Below are 18,221 nucleotides of genomic sequence, written 5' to 3'. Positions count from 1 at the left end.
CGCCCGTGCAGGACCGTACGGTCGTCGGGATCCCTCCCGACCACGAACCGAAGGTCCTCATGCAACGAACCGTCGGACGCACCCTGCTGTGCGCCACGGCTGCCGCGACCCTGGTCGCCGCACCGCTCGTCACCGTCACCGCCGCGACCGCGAACCCCGCGGGCACCGGACTCGTCATCTCCGAGGCGTACCTCAAGGGCGGCAGCACGAACCAGCCGTTCACGAACCGGTTCGTCGAGATCGCCAACCCGACCGACACCGCCGTGTCGGTCGACGGGTGGTCGCTGCAGTACCGCTCGGCGACCAGCACCGGTGCCGCGAGCACGGTGGTGCCCCTGACGGGCACGGTCCCGGCGAAGGGGACCTTCCTCGTCCAGGGTGGTTCGAACGGCACGGCCGGTGCGGCTCTGCCCACGCCGGACGTGGTGTCGACCCTCAACGCGTCCGGCAGCGCCGGCACCCTCGTGCTGTCCGACCGGGCCACCGCCCTCACGCTGCCCGCCGGCACCGTGTCCGCCGGGACCCCCGGTGCGGTGGACCTGCTCGGCTACGGGACGTCGAACACGTTCGAGACGGCCGCGGCGACGAACCCGGCGGGAGCGAACTCCACACCGGACGCCCTGGCGCGCGCGACGAGCGGCGCCGACTCGGACGTCAACCGCGCGGACTTCACGCTGTCCACCACGATCACCCCCCGGAACGCGAAGGGCGAGACCGCGACCGGCGGGTCCGCACCGACGCCGGGCGACGGCGGCACCACACCGCCCGCCACCCCTGCGGTCGCCGCGACCATCCCCGAGGTCCAGGGCACGACCGACACCTCGCCGCTCGTCGGCAGGACGGTCACCACGAGCGGCGTCGTGACTGCGGTGTACGCGACCGGTGGCCTCAACGGCTACACGATCCAGACGCCGGGCACGCCCGGCGTGGGCGCCGCGGCCACGCGGACCGCGTCCGACGGGCTCTTCGTCTACTCCGCTGCCACCGTCGGCCGGGTCGCGATCGGTGACCACGTCGAGGTCACCGGCGCGGTCTCGGAGTTCAACGGGCTGACCGAGCTCACCGTCCCGAGCGCCGCCGGACTCCGGGTGCTCACCACGCCCGCCGTCGCGCCGCAGCCGGCAGCCGTCGCGTTCCCCCGCTCGGACGCCGAGCGCGAAGCGCTCGAGAGCATGCTCGTCCTGCCGCAGGGCGACTACACGGTCGCGGACAACTACACGACGAACCAGTACGGCGAGATCGCGCTGGCCACGGGCGCCGGCCGGCTCCTGCAGCCGACCGAGGTCGCGCGTCCGGGCAGCGCTGAGGCCGCTGCGGTCGCCGCCGACAACGCGGCCCGCAAGGTCACGCTGGACGACGGCGCGAGCACGAACTTCCTGCCCCGCGACGACCAGGACCAGGCCGCCCGCGGGATCCCGGTCCCGTGGTTGACGAACGCGGGTCCGATCACGGTCGGGGCCACCACGACGTTCACCGACCCCGTGGTCCTCGACTACCGGAACAACGCCTGGAAGTTCCAGCCGACGACGCCGATCACCGGCGCCACCCCGGCGGCCGACCTGCCCGCGTCGTTCTCGGACGTCCGTACCCCGGCGCCCGCCGCGGTCGGCGGCGACCTCACGCTCGCCGGGTTCAACGTGCTGAACTACTTCCCGACGACCGGTGACGAGCTGACCGGGTGCACGTACTACCGGGACCGCGTGGGGGACCCGATCACGGTGAACTCCGGCTGTGACGCCCGCGGTGCCGCCGAGCAGGAGGACCTCGACCGCCAGCAGGTGAAGATCGTGAAGGCGATCAACGCCCTCGGCGCCGACGTGGTCTCGCTCGAGGAGATCGAGAACTCGGCGGCCTTCGGGCAGGACCGGGACGCCGCGGTCGCCACGCTCGTGGCCGCGCTGAACGCCGCGACGGGGACCGACACCTGGGCGTACGCGGAGTCGCCGTCCGTGATACCGACCAGCGAGGACGTCATCCGCCTGGCCCTGATCTACAAGAAGGACCGGGTCGCACCCACGGGCGAGTCGACGATCCTCATCGACCCGGCGTTCACGAACGCACGCCAGCCCGTCGCCGACGCCTTCCGACCGGTCGGCGGCACCGCGGAGGACGACTTCCTCGTCATCGCGAACCACTTCAAGTCGAAGGGCTCGGGCACCGGCGAGAACGCCGACCAGGGTGACGGCCAGGGCGCTTCCAACGCCGACCGCGTACGACAGGCGCGGGCCCTCGCGACCTTCTCCACCGCCATGCAGGAGCAGTACGGCACCGACAAGACCTTCCTCATCGGTGACTTCAACGCGTACAGCGAGGAGGACCCGATGGTGGTGCTCCGTGACGCCGGGTACACCGACCTCGCTCCGGCGCAGGACGAGGACGAGTACTCCTACGTGTTCAGCGGTCTGAGTGGGTCCCTCGACCACGTGCTGGCATCGCCGGCCGCGCTCGAGTCGGTCACCGGCGTGGACATCTGGAACATCAACTCGACCGAGTCGGTGGGCCTGGAGTACAGCCGGTACAACGTGAACGTCTCCGACCTGTACGAGGACGACGTCTACCGCGCCAGCGACCACGACCCGATCCTGGTCGGGTTCGACCTGAGCGCGGCCGAGGTACCGGGCGACCCGACGCCGGAGCCCACGCCGGCACCCGAGGCGGACGACGCGACACCGACCCCCGCCCCGGTCGCCGGTGGCGTCGGCGTGACCCCGGGTGCGGGCGGCGCGCCGAGCACCGACGGCGACCTCGCCTTCACCGGTGCGGAGCTGGGCGCGGGGCTGGCGGCGACACTCGCCCTCCTGGCCGCCGGCGGTGGGCTCCTCGCCCTCCGTCGCCGCCGGACGACGGGTGGCAGCGCCGAGTGAGGCTGCCCTGAACACGACCACCGCCGGGAGGCGCGTTGCGGGTCCGACCCGCAGCGCGCCTCCCGTCCGTGGCGCATCCGGGTCTGCCCGCGGTTGACCGACGTGATCCGCGTCCGCTAGGCTCTCACCTTGGCCTGCGCGCTCTGTTGCGCCAGGCAGTCAGATGGGCCCTCCACCGGGTCGTTCACCGGGCATCTGCCCGCGGGAACGCCCACCGGAGCGGGATTCACGGACTCCTCACCTCGACACGAAAGCAGCACTCCTGTGACTCGTACGTTCTCCCCGAAGCCGGCAGACGTCCAGCACGACTGGATCGTCATCGACGCGACCGACGTCGTGCTCGGCCGCCTCGCTTCGCACGTCGCCGCCCTTCTCCGCGGCAAGCACAAGGCCACCTTCGCCCAGCACATGGACATGGGTGACTACGTCATCATCGTGAACGCCGACAAGGTCGCCCTGACCGGGTCGAAGCTCGCCAAGAAGGTGTACTACCGCCACTCCGGTTACCCGGGCGGCCTCACCGCCACCAGCTACCCGGAGATGCTCGAGAAGCACCCGACCCGCGCCGTCGAGAAGGCGATCCGCGGCATGCTGCCGAAGAACACCCTCGGTCGCGAGCAGCTCAAGAAGCTCAAGGTCTACGCAGGCGCTGAGCACCCCCACGCGGCGCAGCAGCCCAAGCCGTACACCTTCGACCAGGTCTCGCAGTAACAGCGGCCACGACGACTTCCAGGAACGAGAAAACACTCATGGCTCAGATCGCTGACTCCATCGACCAGACCCCGGAGAGCTTCACCACCGAGAGCGCGCCCGTCGCGTCCGAGGCCGCTCCCCGTCAGATCCTCAACGTCTCGGGCGGTGCCGTCGGTCGCCGCAAGGAGGCCATCGCGCGCGTCCGCCTGGTGCCCGGCTCCGGCACCTTCTCGGTGAACGGCCGCACGCTCGAGGACTACTTCCCGAACAAGCTGCACCAGCAGCTCATCAACGACCCGTTCAAGGTGCTCGAGCTCCTCGGCTCGTACGACGTCACCGCCCGCATCACGGGTGGCGGCCCCTCGGGTCAGGCCGGCGCGCTCCGCCTCGCCATCGCCCGCACCTTGAACGAGATCGACCGCGAGAACAACCGCGCGACCCTCAAGAAGGCCGGCTTCCTCACCCGTGACGCCCGCGTCATCGAGCGCAAGAAGGCCGGTCTCAAGAAGGCCCGCAAGGCGTCGCAGTTCTCGAAGCGCTGATCGCCTGACGGCGGGAGATCGCATGCCGCGTCTGTTCGGTACCGACGGCGTTCGTGGCCTCGCCAACGGCGAGTTGACGGCCGCGCTCGCACTGGGCCTTGCCCAGGCGAGCGCGGCCGTGCTCACGCACGGACACCATGCGGACGCTCGTCGAGCGTCCGGTCGCACGCGCCCGCGGGCCGTGCTGGCGCGCGACCCGCGCGTCTCCGGCGAGTTCCTGGGCGCCGCCGTGGCAGCCGGACTCGCCTCCGCCGGCGTCGACGTCCTCGACGCCGGGGTCATCCCCACTCCCGCAGCGGCGTACCTCGTCGCCGACATCGACGCCGACTTCGGCGTGATGATCTCCGCGTCGCACAACCCCGCGCCGGACAACGGGATCAAGTTCTTCGCCGCAGGTGGTCGCAAGCTGCCGGACGAGGTCGAGGACCGCATCGAAGCGGCCATGCACGACCAGTCCGCGCCGACCCCCACGGGTGCCGAGGTCGGACGCATCACGCGGTTCGCCGACGCCGAGGACCGCTACGTCGTGCACCTGCTCGGCACGCTGCCGCACCGGCTCGACGGGCTCCACGTCGTGCTCGACTGCGCCAACGGGGCAGCCTCCGGCGTCTCGCCCGAGGTCTTCGTCAACGCGGGTGCGAAGGTGACGCTCATCGGTGCCGACCCGAACGGCATCAACATCAACGACGGCGTCGGCTCGACCCACATCGACAACCTGGCCCGCGCGGTGCTCGAGGCCGGCGCCGACGTCGGCATCGCGCACGACGGCGACGCGGACCGGTGCCTCGCCGTGGACGCCGACGGCAACGCGGTGGACGGCGACCAGATCATGGCGATCCTGGCGCTGTCGCTCAAGGAGCGCGGCCGCCTGGTGGACGACACCCTCGTCGCCACGGTCATGTCGAACCTCGGTCTCAAGCGGGCCATGGCGGACGCGGGCATCACGGTGCTCGAGACCGGCGTCGGTGACCGTTACGTGCTCGAGAAGATGAACGAGGGCGGCTTCTCGCTCGGTGGCGAGCAGTCCGGCCACATCATCTTCAACGACTACGCGACGACGGGTGACGGGGTCCTGACGGGCCTCCACCTCGTCGCCGAGATGGCGCGCACCGGCAAGACGCTCGGCGAACTCGCCGCGTGCATGACCGTGTTCCCGCAGGTGCTCCTCAACGTGAAGGGCGTCGACCGGCACGGGCTGCAGGACCAGGGTGTGCAGGACGCGATCGCCGCCGCCACCGACGCGCTCGGCGACACCGGCCGGGTGCTCCTGCGTCCGTCGGGCACCGAGCCGGTCGTCCGCGTCATGGTCGAGGCCGCCAGCCAGGAGGACGCCCAGCGCGTCGCCGAGGAACTCGCGGACGTCGTCCGTGCGCGCCTGACGCTCGAGGCCGCGTAGCGGCGCGCTCGCGGCTCGCGGTGTCGCCCGCAGCTCGCGGAGTCGCCCGCGGCCCTCGGCGCCGATAGCGCCCGGTCGCAGACGACGCGCCCCGTTCCGACGGGGCGCGTCGTCGTCGCGGGGTGGGACCCCGGTCGGGCCGTCCCCGTCGCGACCCGCTCCGGGTCAAATCTTGCGGAGCAGGACGCTCGTCACCTTGTGGTCCGCCGCCTTCTTGAGCACCAGCGTTGCGCGGGAGCGGGTCGGCAGGACGTTCTCGAGCAGGTTCGGCTCGTTGATCGCCCGCCAGACCTCGGTGGCGGTGCGGACGGCGTCCTCGCGGGACAGGTCGGCGAAGCGGTGGAAGAACGAGTCGGGGCTCGAGAACGCCTGCTCCTGCAGCGCCAGGAACCGGTCCACGTACCAGGACTCGATGTCCTTCGTCTTCGCGTCGACGTAGATGGTGAAGTCGAAGAGGTCGGACAGTGCCAGGCGCCCGTGCACCGGCGGTGCGAGCACGTTGAGCCCCTCGACGATGAGGATGTCCGGCTGTCGCACGACGATCTCGGCGTCGGGCACGATGTCGTAGACCAGGTGTGAGTAGTACGGCGCGCGGACCTCGGCAGCGCCGCTCTTCACGTTGCTGACGAACCGCAGCAGGGACCGGCGGTCGTACGACTCGGGGAAGCCCTTGCGGTCCATGATCCCGCGCCGCTCGAGCTCGGCGTTCGGGTACAGGAAGCCGTCGGTCGTCACGAGTTCGACGCGGGGCGTGTCCGGCCAGCGCTTGGTGAGTTCGCGGAGCAGGCGCGCCACGGTGCTCTTGCCGACCGCCACCGATCCGGCGACGCCGATGACGAAGGGGGTCCGGCCGGCACGTTCGCCGAGGAAGCGGCTGGTCTCGGCGTGGAGGTCCCGCGCACCGGCCGCGTACAACGTCAACAGGCGCGAGAGCGGCAGGTAGACGTCCTGCACCTCGGTGATGTCGAGGCGGTCGCCGAGGCCGCGCAGCTGCACGATCTCGGTCTCGGTGAGGGAGAGGTGCTCCTTCGGTGCGAGCTGCGACCACTCGTCGCGGGGGATCTCCACGAAGGGAGTGGGGTGCGCGACGGTCGTCTCCGGGATCGGCATGGGGTCGAGCGTACCCAGCCGGGAGGCCCGCCCCCGGTCAGCGACGTCGCCGACGGTGGGTGGGCCTCCCGGCCGGGCTCCGGGTCAGGCGGGGAGGGCCGCCTCGATGGCGGCGACGACCTCGGGGGCGTCCGGCGTGACCGTCGGGCGGAAGCGGGTGACGGTGCCGTCCGGTGCCACGAGGAACTTCTCGAAGTTCCACATCACGCGACCGGCCTTGCCCGACGCGTCCGGAGCCTGCGTGAGTTCCCGGTAGAGCGGGTGCGCGGACCGGCCGTTCACCTTGACCTTCTCGGACATCGGGAAGCTGACGCCCCACGTGGTGGAGCAGTACTCCTCGATGGCCTCGGACGAGCCGAGCTCCTGCAGGAACTGGTTGCTCGGGAAACCGAGCACGGTGAAGCCCCGCGGGCCGTACGTGCGCTGGAGTTCCTCGAGCTGTTCGTACTGCGGCGCCAGCCCGCACCGCGAGGCGACGTTCACCACGAGCACCGCCTTGTCGCCGAAGCTGCCGAAGGTGGTGGTCTCACCCGTGAGGGTGGTGATCGCGATGTCGTCGAAGCGTCCCATGTCCGGAGGCTATCCCCACCTCCGGGGCGGCTCGCAGGGTGCTCCCGGCAGTGCCCGTAGGATCGATCCCATGTGTGGAATCGTCGGCTACGTCGGCAGCAACAGCAGCACGGACGTCCTCCTCGGGGGCCTCCGCCGTCTCGAGTACCGCGGGTACGACTCGGCGGGCATCGCCGTGGTCGACCCCTCCGGTGACATGACCTCGGCCAAGAAGGCCGGCAAGCTCCAGATGCTCGTCGACGAGCTGGACGCCAACCCCATCGCGGACGGCGGCACCGGGATCGGGCACACCCGCTGGGCGACGCACGGCGGTCCGACCGACGAGAACGCGCACCCGCACCTGGCCGACGGCGGCAAGCTCGCCCTCATCCACAACGGCATCATCGAGAACTTCGCCCCGCTGAAGGACGAACTCCTGGCCGAGGGCGTCTCGTTCACGAGCGAGACCGACTCCGAGGTCGCCGCACACCTCGTGGCGCGGGAGTTCCACGAGACGCACGACCTGACCGAGGCGATGCGTCGCACCGTGGCACGGCTCGAAGGGGCGTTCACGCTCCTCGTCGTGCACGCCGACCAGCCAGGCGTCGTCGTCGGCGCCCGGCGCAACTCGCCCCTCGTGGTGGGGCTCGGGGACGGCGAGAACTTCATGGGCTCGGACGTCGCCGCGTTCGTGGCCTACACGCAGCGGGCGCTCTCGATCGGGCAGGACGAGATCGCCACGATCCGTCCCGACGGCGTCGACGTCATCCACTTCGACGGCACCCTGGCCGAGCCGAGCGAGTTCGAGGTGAACTGGGACGCCTCGGCCGCCGACAAGGGCGGCTGGTCCTCGTTCATGGCGAAGGAGATCAGTGAGGAGCCCGAGGCCGTGCGCAACACGGTCCTCGGCCGCGTGCACGAGGGCGCGATCACGCTGACCGACCTCGATCCGATCGCCGAACGCCTGCAGCAGGTGGACCGCGTCATCGTCATCGCCTGCGGCACCGCGGCCTACGCCGGCATGCTCGGCAAGTACGCCATCGAGCAGTGGGCACGCGTCCCGGTGGAGGTCGAGCTCGCCCACGAGTTCCGCTACCGCGACCCGGTGTTGAACGACCGCACCCTGGTCGTCTCGATCAGCCAGTCCGGCGAGACCATGGACACCCTCATGGCCGTCAAGTACGCCCGCGAGCAGGGCGCCCAGGTCCTCTCGATCTGCAACACGCAGGGCGCGACGATCCCGCGCGAGTCCGACGCCGTGATCTACACGCACGCCGGGCCCGAGGTCGCGGTGGCCTCGACGAAGGCCTTCCTGGCGCAGGGTGTCGCGCTGTACCTGCTCGGGCTGCACCTCGCCACGCTGCGCGGCACGCTGACCGCCGAGCAGGTCGCCGAGCAGGTCGCCGAGCTCGAGGGGCTCCCCGAGAAGCTGCAGCAGACGATCGAGGACGCCTCCGGTGTCGCCGAGCTGGCGAAGTGGATGGCGGACACCCGGAGCGTGCTGTTCCTCGGCCGCCACGTCGGGTACCCGATCGCGCTCGAGGGCGCGCTCAAGCTCAAGGAGCTCGCGTACATCCACGCCGAGGGCTTCGCCGCCGGTGAGCTCAAGCACGGTCCGATCGCGCTCATCGAGCCCGGCCAGATCGTCTTCGTCATCGTCCCGTCGCCGCGTGACGCCCGGTCGCTGCACCCGAAGGTCGTCTCGAACATCCAGGAGATCCGCGCCCGCGGCGCTCGGGTGATCGCGATCGCCGAAGAGGGCGACGCCGCCGTGCTGCCCTTCGCGGACGAGGTCCTGCGGATCCCGCTCGCGACGCCGCTGTTCGAGCCGCTGCTCGCCGTGGCCCCGCTGCACATGTTCGGCATGGAGCTCGCCGCGGCCAAGGGCCTCGACGTCGACCAGCCGCGCAACCTCGCGAAGTCGGTCACCGTCGAGTAGTCGCGACGTGATCATCGGCATCGGGGTCGACGTGGTCGACCTGGAACGGTTCGAGCGGGTCCTGACCCGGACCCCCGCGATGCGGTCGCGGCTGTTCACCGACGCCGAGCAACTGCGGGACGGCGAGCCGCGCCCGGTGGCGTCACTCGCCGCCCGGTTTGCCGCCAAGGAGGCCCTGATCAAGGCCTTCGGGTCGAGCGCCGGCCTGCGCTGGCGGGAGCTCGAGGTCGTCGCGGACGACCAGCGGAACCCGTCGCTCACCCTGCACGAGGGGGCGCAGCGGGTGGCGGACGACCGCGGGGTCTCGCACGTGCACCTCTCGCTGTCGCACGACGGCGGGATCGCGACGGCGTTCGTCGTCATCGAGGGCCGGGAGCGGCCTGCAACGGAAGGACCGATCGCGTGAGCGCGTTCACGGGGGTGACCGTCGACCGGGAGGCGCTGATCGCCAACTACGCGACGATCGCCGGACAGGTGGCCCCGGCCGGCGTCGTCGCGGTGGTGAAGGCCGACGCGTACGGGCACGGCGCCGTCGAGGTGGCCCGTGCGCTCGTGGACGCCGGCGCGGACTGGCTCGGCGTCGCCGACCTCGACGAGGCGGTCGCGCTCCGGCGGGCCGGGATCGACGAGGGCGTCCGTGTCCTCGCGTGGCTGCACGCCCCGGACGAGGACTTCCGGCGCGCGGCCCGGTACGGCATCACCCCGGCGGTCTCCAGCGTCGAGCAGCTCGCGACCGCGGCCGACGCCGACGTGCCCGCGGTCCACCTGGTCGTGGACACCGGCCTGAGCCGCAACGGCGCGGTCGAGTCCGAGTGGCCCGAGCTCTTCGCGACGGCGGCGGCGCTGTCCCGCGGCGGGGACCGCACCCGGATCGAGGGTGTGATGTCCCACCTGTCGAACGCGTCGCGCGCCGACGACCTCGACCAGGACGCCGCGCTCCAGCGGGCGCTGGACGGCCTGGCCGCGGTCGGCATCCGTCCGGACGTGGTGCACCTCGCCGCCAGCGCCGGCAGTCTGGCGCTCCCGGAGACCCGGCGGGACCTGGCACGGGTGGGGCTCGCGCTGTACGGGCTGAGCCCGTTCCCGGACCGGACCTCGGCCGACCTCGGGCTCCGGCCCGCGATGCGGGTGACCGCCGCCGTGCTCCGGACCATCGCGGTCCCCGTCGGCGACGGTGTCTCGTACGGGTACACGTGGCGTGCGGAGCGTGACACGAGGCTCGCGGTGATCGGCCTCGGCTACGCGGACGGCTTCGACCGCGGGTCCGGCAACGCCGTGTCCGTCCGCATCGGCGACCGCCGCTTCCCGGTGGTCGGACGGGTGGCGATGAACGCGATGCACATCGACATCGGTGACGCCGACGTCTCGATCGGGGACGAGGTCGTGCTCTGGGGCGACCCGGCGAACGGCGACCCCGCGGTGGAGGAGTGGGCCGACGCGATCGGCACGATCAACTACGAGGTGGTCGCCAGGGTCGGCCGCAGCGTGGAACGGAGGACGACGTGAGCGCACCGCTCCGCCGGGCGGTCATCGACCTGGACGCCTACCGCGCGAACCTCGACCTCGTCCGGTCGTGGATGGACCCCGTCGAGCTCATGGCGATCATGAAGGCCGACGCCTACGGGCACGGTCTCGAGGCGATCGCCCTGACCGCGGTGGATGCCGGCATCCGGTGGATCGGGGTCCTCACGGTCCCGGCCGCCCTCCGGCTGCGGTCGATCGGCGTCGGCGAGGACGTCCGGCTGTTCACGTGGCAGCACGACCCCGGCCTGGACTTCCGCGATGCGGTCGACTCCGCCGTCGACCTGGGCGTCTCGAACGTCGCCGAGCTGCGACGCGTCCTGGACGCCGTCGACCAGCGTCCGGCCCGCGTGCACCTCGGCGTCGACAGCGGACTGCACCGCGACGGTGCGACCGCCCGGGAGTGGCCGGCCCTCGTCGAGCTCGCCCGCGACGCGCAGCGCGCCGGCCGGATCGAGGTCGTCGCCGCGTACACCCACCTGGCGGAGACCTCGGACGCCGACGACGCCGCGGCCGTGGCGCACTTCGACGCCATGGTCGAGCAGGCCGAGGACCTCGGTCTCGACATCCGGTGGGAGCACGTCGCCGCCTCGCTCGCCGGTCTCGAACGCAAGGAGTTCCGGAAGGACATGGTCCGGATGGGGGCGAACCTGTTCGGCATCCCCGGCGCCGACGGGGTCTGCGCCGCGGATCTCGGCCTGCGGCCCGTGATGACCCTGACCGCCTCGGTCGCGAAGACCAAGCGCGTGCCGGTCGGCACCGGTGTCTCCTACGACTACACGTACCGCACCGACGCCGAGACGACCCTGGCGCTCGTGCCCGTCGGGTACGCGGACGGCGTCTCACGGGCGGCGCAGGGCCGGGTCGAGGTCGCGATCAACGGCACCAGGTACCCGATCGCCGGTCGGGTCGCGATGGACCAGTTCCTGGTCGACGTCGGTGACGACGACGTCCGCGTCGGTGACCCGGTGACCCTGTTCGGGACCGGCGAGGACGGCGAGATGACCGTGCTCGAGTGGGCGGCCGCGATCGACACCATCGGTGAGGAGGTCGTCTGCCGGATCGGCAGTCGGGTCCAGCGCGTGCACGAGGGCCACTCCGGTGCGGGCCGGGTCGGCGAGTACCTGCGCGGGGAGCGGACGTGACCGTCCTGCTCGACACCACGGTCGACACCACGGAGCAGATGGGGGCGCTGGGCGCGCGCCTGGCCCGGGTGCTGCGCGCCGGGGACCTCGTGGTGCTCACCGGACCGCTCGGTGCCGGCAAGACCACCATGACGCGCGGCCTCGGGTCCGCACTCGGCGCCCGCGGCCAGGTCTCCAGCCCCACCTTCGTGCTCGCTCGCACCCACCCGACCACCGCCGGCCCGGACCTCGTCCACGTGGATGCCTACCGACTGAGCGACCCGGTGGAGCTCGACGACCTGGACCTCGACTGGGACGGCTCGATCGTCGTCGTCGAGTGGGGTCGCGGCATGGTCGACGGAGTCAGCGACAGCGTCCTGGACGTCGAGATCGTCCGCGCGACCGGCGGTGCCGCCGAGACCGGCGAGGACGTCGACCCGGACGACGTCCCGGACGAGCCCCGCCGGGTCGTCGTCACCGGTAGTGGACCGCGCTGGCAGGGCGTCACGCTCTGACCCGCCGTCCCGGGTCGGTTCCCGCGCCGGACGGGAGGCCCGGATCACCGCACGGGCGTCCCTGACGCGGTGTGGGCCTCCCGTCCGAGACCGCGGAGATCGGCCAACATGCTCGAAACGCTTGGGTATCGAGCGCGAACGGCGTAGCGTCGCCCGCGCTACACCGCGGACCCTGCCGCGGATGCCCGATCCCTGTTCCCGGGCTGGCCTCGTCGTGACCACGCGTCGTACCCGACGGCGTCGTAGCGCGAGGGCGCTCGTCGCGGAGACCCGAACCCGCAACGAGCGCCCTCGACCCTCGCCCCGACCGGGCACTGCCGCTCCGGCGCGTTCACGCCGTCGCTCCCCGCACTGCGTACCGGTGCAGGGTGACACCGTCGGGGAACGCGCGCTGTTCGAGGAGGTCGAGCAGCAGGGGCTCCGGGACCGGTTCGTCGAAGAGCGGTCGACCGGCGCCGAGGACCGCGGGGTGCGTGTACAGCAGGAGCTCGTCGACGAGCCCCGCGGCGAGCAGCTGCGTGGCGAGGGTCGCCCCGCCGACCGCGATGTCCCCCTCGGACTCCTGCCGCAGGGCCGCGAGCTGAGCGATCGCGTCGTCACCGCCGATGACCCGGGTGTGGTGGTCGGCGGCCGTCCGGGTCCGCGACACCAGGACCTTCGGGATGTCGGTCCAGATGTGCCCGAACTCGCGGAACCACTCCGGCAGCGACTCGTCCGCTCGGGCGTCCGGCCAGAACGGGTCCATCATGTCGCGGACGACCCGCCCCTCGACGAACATCGTCATCGCGCGGGCACGGGCGTTGAACTCCCGGTGCAGTGGGCCGTCGATGCGGAGCCAGTCGGGCCCCTCGAGGCCGCTGTGGTCGCCGTGGTCCCGCTCGATGAGCAGGTCGAGCGAGACGTTCATCCAGTACACGAAGCGCGCGGGCATCGGGACTCCTTCGTCGATGCCGTGACGGTACCGCCGGGCTGCCCGCCCGACAAGACACCGGCAGTCCGGGTCAGGGCCGACCGGGACGGCTCCGCAGCCCGCAGCTGCGGCGTTCGAGGTCGGCGAGGGCCGCGATGGTCGCCGGGTCCCGCTCCCGCCACCGGTCGACGACCCCGGGGCCGAGCGCGGTCACGGCGTCGCGTCCGACGAGTGCCCGGAGCGCCAGGACCTCGGTCCCGTCCGGCCCACGGTCGACCTCGCGGGCAGCGGTCGCGGCGCGGACGAACCGGCCACGGGTGCGCGTCCAGACGAGGAGCAGGACCACGACGAACACGACGGTGAGGCCGCCGCCGACGAGGTGCGCCAGGTGGACGGCGGTGTCGTGCTGCTGCGCTCCCGCGGCCGCGACGGCGCCCGCGTGCTCGCTCGCCTTCCGCAGCGGCGCGCTCACGGCGTCGCCGGCGAGGGGGATGTCCGCCAGGGCCCGTGCGGTCGCCGACAGTTGCCGCTGGAACGCCGAGCCCTCGTCCTGCACGCGGGTGCCGATGGACGCGAGCCGTTCGATCGAGCCGGCGACCTCCCTGCCCACCACCACGGAGAGGACCAGACCGACGAGGACGAGGAGGTCGGTGACGACCTGGCGGGCACGTCGGACCGGTCGGCTGTCGTACACGACCATCACGGGCCTCCTGTCCGGGTCGACCGGCGCCGGAGGTGGCTGCTCGGTCGACGTCCCAGTCTGCTGGGGCCGCCTGTGCTCCCGGTCCGCCACGTCGTCGTACTAGGCTCACTCTCCGGCCTCGACCCGCCGGACGGCAGGACGCCGGACGACGACGATCGGAGGCCACGGATGCTCGTGACCATCACCACTCGCGGCGAGGCTGCGCCGGACCTCTCGCACCTGCTCCACAAGCACCCCGGGCGCGCGCAGTCGTTCGACCTCAGCGTCGGCACGGCGCACGTCTTCTACCCCGCCGACACGACGACCACGTGCACCGCGGCACTGCTCCTCGAGGTCGACGCGATCGCCCTCGCCCGGAGCAAGCGGTACGGCGCCGACGCGCAGGCCCTCTCGCGGTACGTGAACGACCGGCCCTACGCATCGACGTCGATGCTCGCGCTCGCGATCGGGCAGGTGTTCCGGAGCGCCATGGGCGGCCGGAGCACCTCCCGTCCGGAGCGGGCCGCGGCACCGATGGACCTCGAACTCGCCCTCACCAGCGTGCCGAGCGAGGTCGACGAGCACGGGACGGGGCTCGCGACGCGGTTGTTCGCGCCGCTCGGCTGGACCGTCGAGGAGACCCGACGGCCGCTCGACGAGACCCGGCCCGAGTGGGGTGACGCCGCCACCGTCGGGCTCCGGCTCCAGGGGCAGGTCCGACTCGCCGACGCACTGCGACAGCTCACCGTGCTGCTGCCGGTCCTCGACGACGCGAAGCACTACTGGGTCGGCGACGACGAGGTCGGCATGCTGCTCCGCCGCGGCGAGGGGTGGCTCGCCGAGCACCCGCTCCGCGAACTCATCACGACCCGCTCGCTCGCCCATCAGCGCGGGCTCGTGGACGACGCGACCTCGCGACTCCTCGGCGTGGACGCCGGTCTCGACGCCGGCGTCGCGGACGGCGGGAGGATCGACGCCGGGGCCGAGGACGGTGTCCGCCGGGCCACCGAGCCGGGAGGCACGGCAACGGTCGACGCGTCACCTCTCATCGACGACCTGCACACCGAGACGCCGCTGTACCACCGGCGCGCCGAGGCGGTGCTCGCGGCGCTCGCCGATGTCCAGGCCCGCACGGTCGCCGACCTCGGCTGCGGCGAGGGCGCTCTGCTCCGGCACCTCTTCGCGGACCGCTCCTTCACGACGGTCATCGGCACCGACGTGGCACCTCGGGAGCTCGCCCGCGCCGAACGTCGACTGCGGCTGGACGACGTCAGCGACGAGCAGCGTGCCCGCGTGCGGTTGCTGCAGTCCTCGGTGACGTACTCCGACGACCGGATCGCCGGGCTCGACGCGGTCGTCCTCATGGAGGTCGTCGAACACGTCGACCCCGAGCGGCTGCCGGCCCTCGAGGCCTCGGTGTTCCAGGCCGCACGGCCGGGTGCCGTCGTCCTCACGACACCGAACGCGGAGCACAACGTGCGCTACGAGCACCTGGCGGCCGGGCGCTTCCGGCACCCCGACCACCGGTTCGAGTGGACCCGCGCCGAGTTCCGGGCGTGGGCGCAGGCCGCCGGCGACCGGCACGGGTACACCGTCGAGTTCCGCCCCGTGGGCGAGGACGACCCCGAGGTGGGCCCGCCCACGCAGCTCGCCCTGTTCCGCCGTACGACGACGACCCGCAGCACCAGCCCGACCGGAGGCACCGACGCATGACCGCCCTGCCGATCCCGACCATGTCCCTCGTGCTGCTCGTCGGCACGAGCGGCTCCGGCAAGTCGACGTTCGCCGCGCAGCACTTCGGTCGCTTCGAGACCCTGTCGAGCGACTTCTTCCGCGGGCTCGTCTCGAACGACGAGGACGACCAGGCTGCGACCCCCGCCGCGTTCGAGGCCCTGAAGCACGTCGCCGCCCAGCGTCTGCGCGCCGGACTGCTCACCGTCATCGACGCGACGAACGTCCAGGCCGAGGCCCGCCGGGACTTCGTCCGGCTCGCCCGTGAGCACGACGTCCTGCCGGTCGCCATCGTCCTCGACGTCCCGGCGGCCCTGTGCCTCGCCCGCAACGCGGCCCGCACCGGCCGGGAGTTCGGCGCCGACGTGGTCCGGCGCCAGCAGGGGCAGCTCCGCCGCGGGCTGAAGGGCCTCGGCAAGGAGGGCTTCCGCCGCGTCCACGTCCTGCACGGCGAGGACGAGGTCGCCGCCGCGACGATCGTCCGCGAGCCGCTGCTCAACGACCGGACGGACGAGCACGGCCCGTTCGACGTCATCGGCGACGTGCACGGCTGCCGGTCCGAGCTCGAGTCACTGCTCGGACGACTCGGCTGGACGCTCCTCCGTGACGACACCGGGCGGCCCGTCGACGCCGTCCACCCCGAGGGACGCCGCGCGGTGTTCCTCGGCGACCTCGTCGACCGTGGCCCGGACAGCCCGGGCGTCCTCCGGCTCGTGATGGGCATGGTGCGGAACGGTCACGCGCTCGCCGTCCCGGGCAACCACGAGGACAAGCTCGTCCGCGCGCTCGACGGCCGGAAGGTGCAGACCGGCCACGGCCTCGCCGAGACGCTCGCGCAACTCGCCGCCGAGCCGGACGTGTTCCGCACCGAGGTCCGCGAGTTCTGTCGCGCCCTCGTGGGGCACCTCGTGCTCGATGACGGCCAGCTGGTCGTCGCGCACGCCGGCCTCAAGGAGCAGTACCAGGGCCGGGCCTCCGGACGGGTCCGCTCCTTCGCGCTGTACGGCGACACGACCGGTGAGAGCGACGAGTACGGACTGCCGGTGCGGCTGCCGTGGGCGGACGACTACCGCGGCCGGGCGATGGTCCTCTACGGCCACACGCCGACCGTCGACGCCGAGTGGATCAACGGCACGATGTGCCTCGACACCGGGTGCGTGTTCGGCGGGAAGCTCTCGGCGCTCCGCTACCCGGAGCGCGAGGTCGTGCAGGTGGACGCCGAGCGCGTCCACTACGAGGCCGCCAAGCCCCTCGAGCCGTTGCGCGCGCCGGGCACGTCGGAAACGCGTGCCGACGAGACGGACGGCGGACGAGCCCCCAGTCCGGCCGGGAGGCCCGCCGTCACCCCCGCCTCGCCCCGTCGCGTCCCCGGGCTCCTCCCGATCGAGGACGTCACCGGCAAGCAGGTCATCGAGACCCGGCACCACGGCCGGGTCGGCATCCGCGCCGAGAACGCCGCCGGTGCGCTCGAGGTGATGAGTCGCTTCGCCGTCGACCCGCGCTGGCTGCCGTACCTGCCGCCGACGATGAGCCCCGTCGCGACGGCCGCGCGCCCCGACCACCTCGAGCACCCGGACGATGCGTTCGCGTACTACCGGGGCCAGGGCGTCGACACGGTCCGGATGGAGGAGAAGCACATGGGCTCCCGGGCCACCGTGCTCCTCACCCGCGACCCGGCCCGCTTCGACGCCCCGTCCGGCTGGTGGGGGGTCGTCACGACGCGCACCGGCCGGGCGTTCTTCGACGAGACCGACTCGGAGACGTTCCTGTCCCGCCTCGACGTCGCGGTCGACGCGGCGGGGCTGTGGGCTGAGCTCGACTCCGACTGGGTCCTCCTCGACGGCGAGGTGCTGCCGTGGGCGGTCAAGGCCGAGGGCATGATCCGCGACTGGTACGCCGAGGTCGGTGCGGCAGCGGCAGGGGCGTTCCCCGCGACGCTCACGGCGCTCGCCGCGGCCCGCGACGCCGGCGTGGACGTCACGGACCTGCTGGCCCGGACGAAGCAGCGCGCGGGCGACGCCACCGCCTACACCGAGTCCTACCGGCGGTACGCGGCACCCGCGACGGGCATCGACGACGTGCGGTTCGCGCCGTTCCAGGTCCTCGCGGCCGAGGGGCGGACGTTCTCGGACCGGCCGCACGGCTGGCACCTGGAGGTGGCGGGACGCCTCGCCGCCGCCGCGCCCGGTGTCGTCCGTGCCACGCGGTCGCTGCTCGTGGACGTACACGACGACGTGTCCCGCGCCGCCGGGGTCGACTGGTGGCAGGAGCTGACCGGTGCCGGGGGTGAGGGCGCCGTCGTGAAGCCGGAGTCGAACCTGACCCTCGGGCCGAAGGGGCTCGTGCAGCCGGGCGTGAAGGTCCGCGGCCGCGAGTACCTGCGGATCATCTACGGGCCGGAGTACACGGCACCGGCGAACCTCACGCGCCTGAAGGACCGGGACCTCGGGCACAAGCGGTCGATGGCGCTGCGGGAGTACGCACTCGGGCTCGAGTCGCTCGCGCGCTTCGTCGAGCGGGAGCCGTTGTGGCGGGTGCACCAGCCGGTGTTCGGCGTGCTGGCGCTCGAGTCGGAGGCGGTGGACCCGCGGTTGTGAGCGGACGAGCGCACGCGGCTCGTCCGCCGCCCGCCCGCCCGATGCCCC

General features: G+C 72.4%; 15 protein-coding genes. 11 read left to right on the top strand and 4 right to left on the bottom strand.

Annotated elements, in window-relative coordinates:
- The first annotated feature begins 5 nt into the window (after positions 1-5).
- From DEJ18_RS14590 to glmM, 4 genes are all read left to right on the top strand, one after another.
- The gene (locus DEJ18_RS14590; protein ID WP_258376873.1) at positions 6-2,864 is read left to right on the top strand and encodes an ExeM/NucH family extracellular endonuclease; all 2,859 of its coding nucleotides are present in this window, start codon (positions 6-8) and stop codon (positions 2,862-2,864) included.
- 264 nt (positions 2,865-3,128) lie between these two features.
- On the top strand, positions 3,129-3,575 hold the full coding sequence (gene rplM, locus DEJ18_RS14585; protein WP_111073916.1) for a 50S ribosomal protein L13: 447 nt from the start codon (positions 3,129-3,131) through the stop codon (positions 3,573-3,575).
- Positions 3,576-3,613: 38 nt separating this feature from the next.
- Positions 3,614-4,099, top strand: a complete 486-nt coding sequence (gene rpsI, locus DEJ18_RS14580) for a 30S ribosomal protein S9 (RefSeq protein ID WP_111079976.1) — start codon at positions 3,614-3,616, stop codon at positions 4,097-4,099.
- Positions 4,100-4,121: 22 nt separating this feature from the next.
- Positions 4,122-5,495, top strand: a complete 1,374-nt coding sequence (gene glmM, locus DEJ18_RS14575) for a phosphoglucosamine mutase (protein ID WP_111210011.1) — start codon at positions 4,122-4,124, stop codon at positions 5,493-5,495.
- A gap of 165 nt (positions 5,496-5,660) precedes the next feature.
- On the opposite strand, the gene coaA is transcribed toward glmM, so the two are convergent.
- A complete protein-coding gene (gene coaA, locus DEJ18_RS14570) occupies positions 5,661-6,605 on the bottom strand; it encodes a type I pantothenate kinase (RefSeq protein WP_111079974.1) in 945 nt (314 codons plus the stop codon).
- Positions 6,606-6,689: 84 nt separating this feature from the next.
- Complete coding sequence (locus tag DEJ18_RS14565) at positions 6,690-7,175, bottom strand: glutathione peroxidase (protein ID WP_111210012.1); 486 nt, start codon at positions 7,173-7,175, stop codon at positions 6,690-6,692.
- Between the two features lie 70 nt (positions 7,176-7,245).
- Between DEJ18_RS14565 and glmS the strand changes: the two genes are divergently transcribed.
- Genes glmS through tsaE form a run of 5 tightly spaced genes read left to right on the top strand, consistent with a single transcriptional unit; the run spans position 7,246 to position 12,253 of the window.
- Positions 7,246-9,093: a glutamine--fructose-6-phosphate transaminase (isomerizing) gene (glmS, locus tag DEJ18_RS14560; RefSeq protein ID WP_111210013.1), complete on the top strand. Its 1,848-nt coding sequence runs from the start codon at positions 7,246-7,248 to the stop codon at positions 9,091-9,093.
- Between the two features lie 7 nt (positions 9,094-9,100).
- Positions 9,101-9,499 (top strand): holo-ACP synthase, encoded by a 399-nt coding sequence (locus DEJ18_RS14555; RefSeq protein WP_111210014.1) that lies wholly within the window; start codon positions 9,101-9,103, stop codon positions 9,497-9,499.
- Complete coding sequence (alr, locus tag DEJ18_RS14550; protein WP_111210015.1) at positions 9,496-10,599, top strand: alanine racemase; 1,104 nt, start codon at positions 9,496-9,498, stop codon at positions 10,597-10,599. Before DEJ18_RS14555 ends, alr (DEJ18_RS14550) begins: the two co-directional genes overlap by 4 nt.
- A complete protein-coding gene (gene alr / locus DEJ18_RS14545; RefSeq protein ID WP_181434147.1) occupies positions 10,596-11,759 on the top strand; it encodes an alanine racemase in 1,164 nt (387 codons plus the stop codon). The genes alr (DEJ18_RS14550) and alr (DEJ18_RS14545) overlap by 4 nt, the downstream gene beginning before the upstream one ends.
- A 38-nt stretch (positions 11,760-11,797) precedes the next feature.
- Positions 11,798-12,253 carry a tRNA (adenosine(37)-N6)-threonylcarbamoyltransferase complex ATPase subunit type 1 TsaE gene (gene tsaE / locus DEJ18_RS14540; RefSeq protein ID WP_111210141.1) on the top strand — a complete coding sequence of 152 codons (456 nt, stop codon included), beginning with the start codon at positions 11,798-11,800 and terminating at the stop codon, positions 12,251-12,253.
- Between the two features lie 331 nt (positions 12,254-12,584).
- On the opposite strand, the gene DEJ18_RS14535 is transcribed toward tsaE, so the two are convergent.
- Positions 12,585-13,184, bottom strand: a complete 600-nt coding sequence (locus DEJ18_RS14535) for a dihydrofolate reductase family protein (RefSeq protein ID WP_111079968.1) — start codon at positions 13,182-13,184, stop codon at positions 12,585-12,587.
- Positions 13,185-13,254: 70 nt separating this feature from the next.
- Complete coding sequence (locus tag DEJ18_RS14530) at positions 13,255-13,863, bottom strand: hypothetical protein (RefSeq protein WP_111210017.1); 609 nt, start codon at positions 13,861-13,863, stop codon at positions 13,255-13,257.
- Between the two features lie 171 nt (positions 13,864-14,034).
- On the opposite strand from DEJ18_RS14530, the gene DEJ18_RS14525 reads away from it, so the two are divergent.
- Both DEJ18_RS14525 and DEJ18_RS14520 read left to right on the top strand, forming a co-directional pair.
- Positions 14,035-15,558, top strand: a complete 1,524-nt coding sequence (locus tag DEJ18_RS14525; protein ID WP_111210018.1) for a 3' terminal RNA ribose 2'-O-methyltransferase Hen1 — start codon at positions 14,035-14,037, stop codon at positions 15,556-15,558.
- Positions 15,555-18,173, top strand: coding sequence for a polynucleotide kinase-phosphatase (locus DEJ18_RS14520; RefSeq protein WP_111210019.1), 2,619 nt, complete (start codon positions 15,555-15,557; stop codon positions 18,171-18,173). The genes DEJ18_RS14525 and DEJ18_RS14520 overlap by 4 nt, the downstream gene beginning before the upstream one ends.
- The last annotated feature ends 48 nt before the right edge of the window (positions 18,174-18,221 follow it).

The organism is Curtobacterium sp. MCSS17_015, from assembly GCF_003234265.2.
GTDB lineage: Bacteria > Actinomycetota > Actinomycetes > Actinomycetales > Microbacteriaceae > Curtobacterium.
Note: the sequence above shows the minus strand (reverse complement) of the source record. Positions and strands in the feature narration are given on the sequence as shown.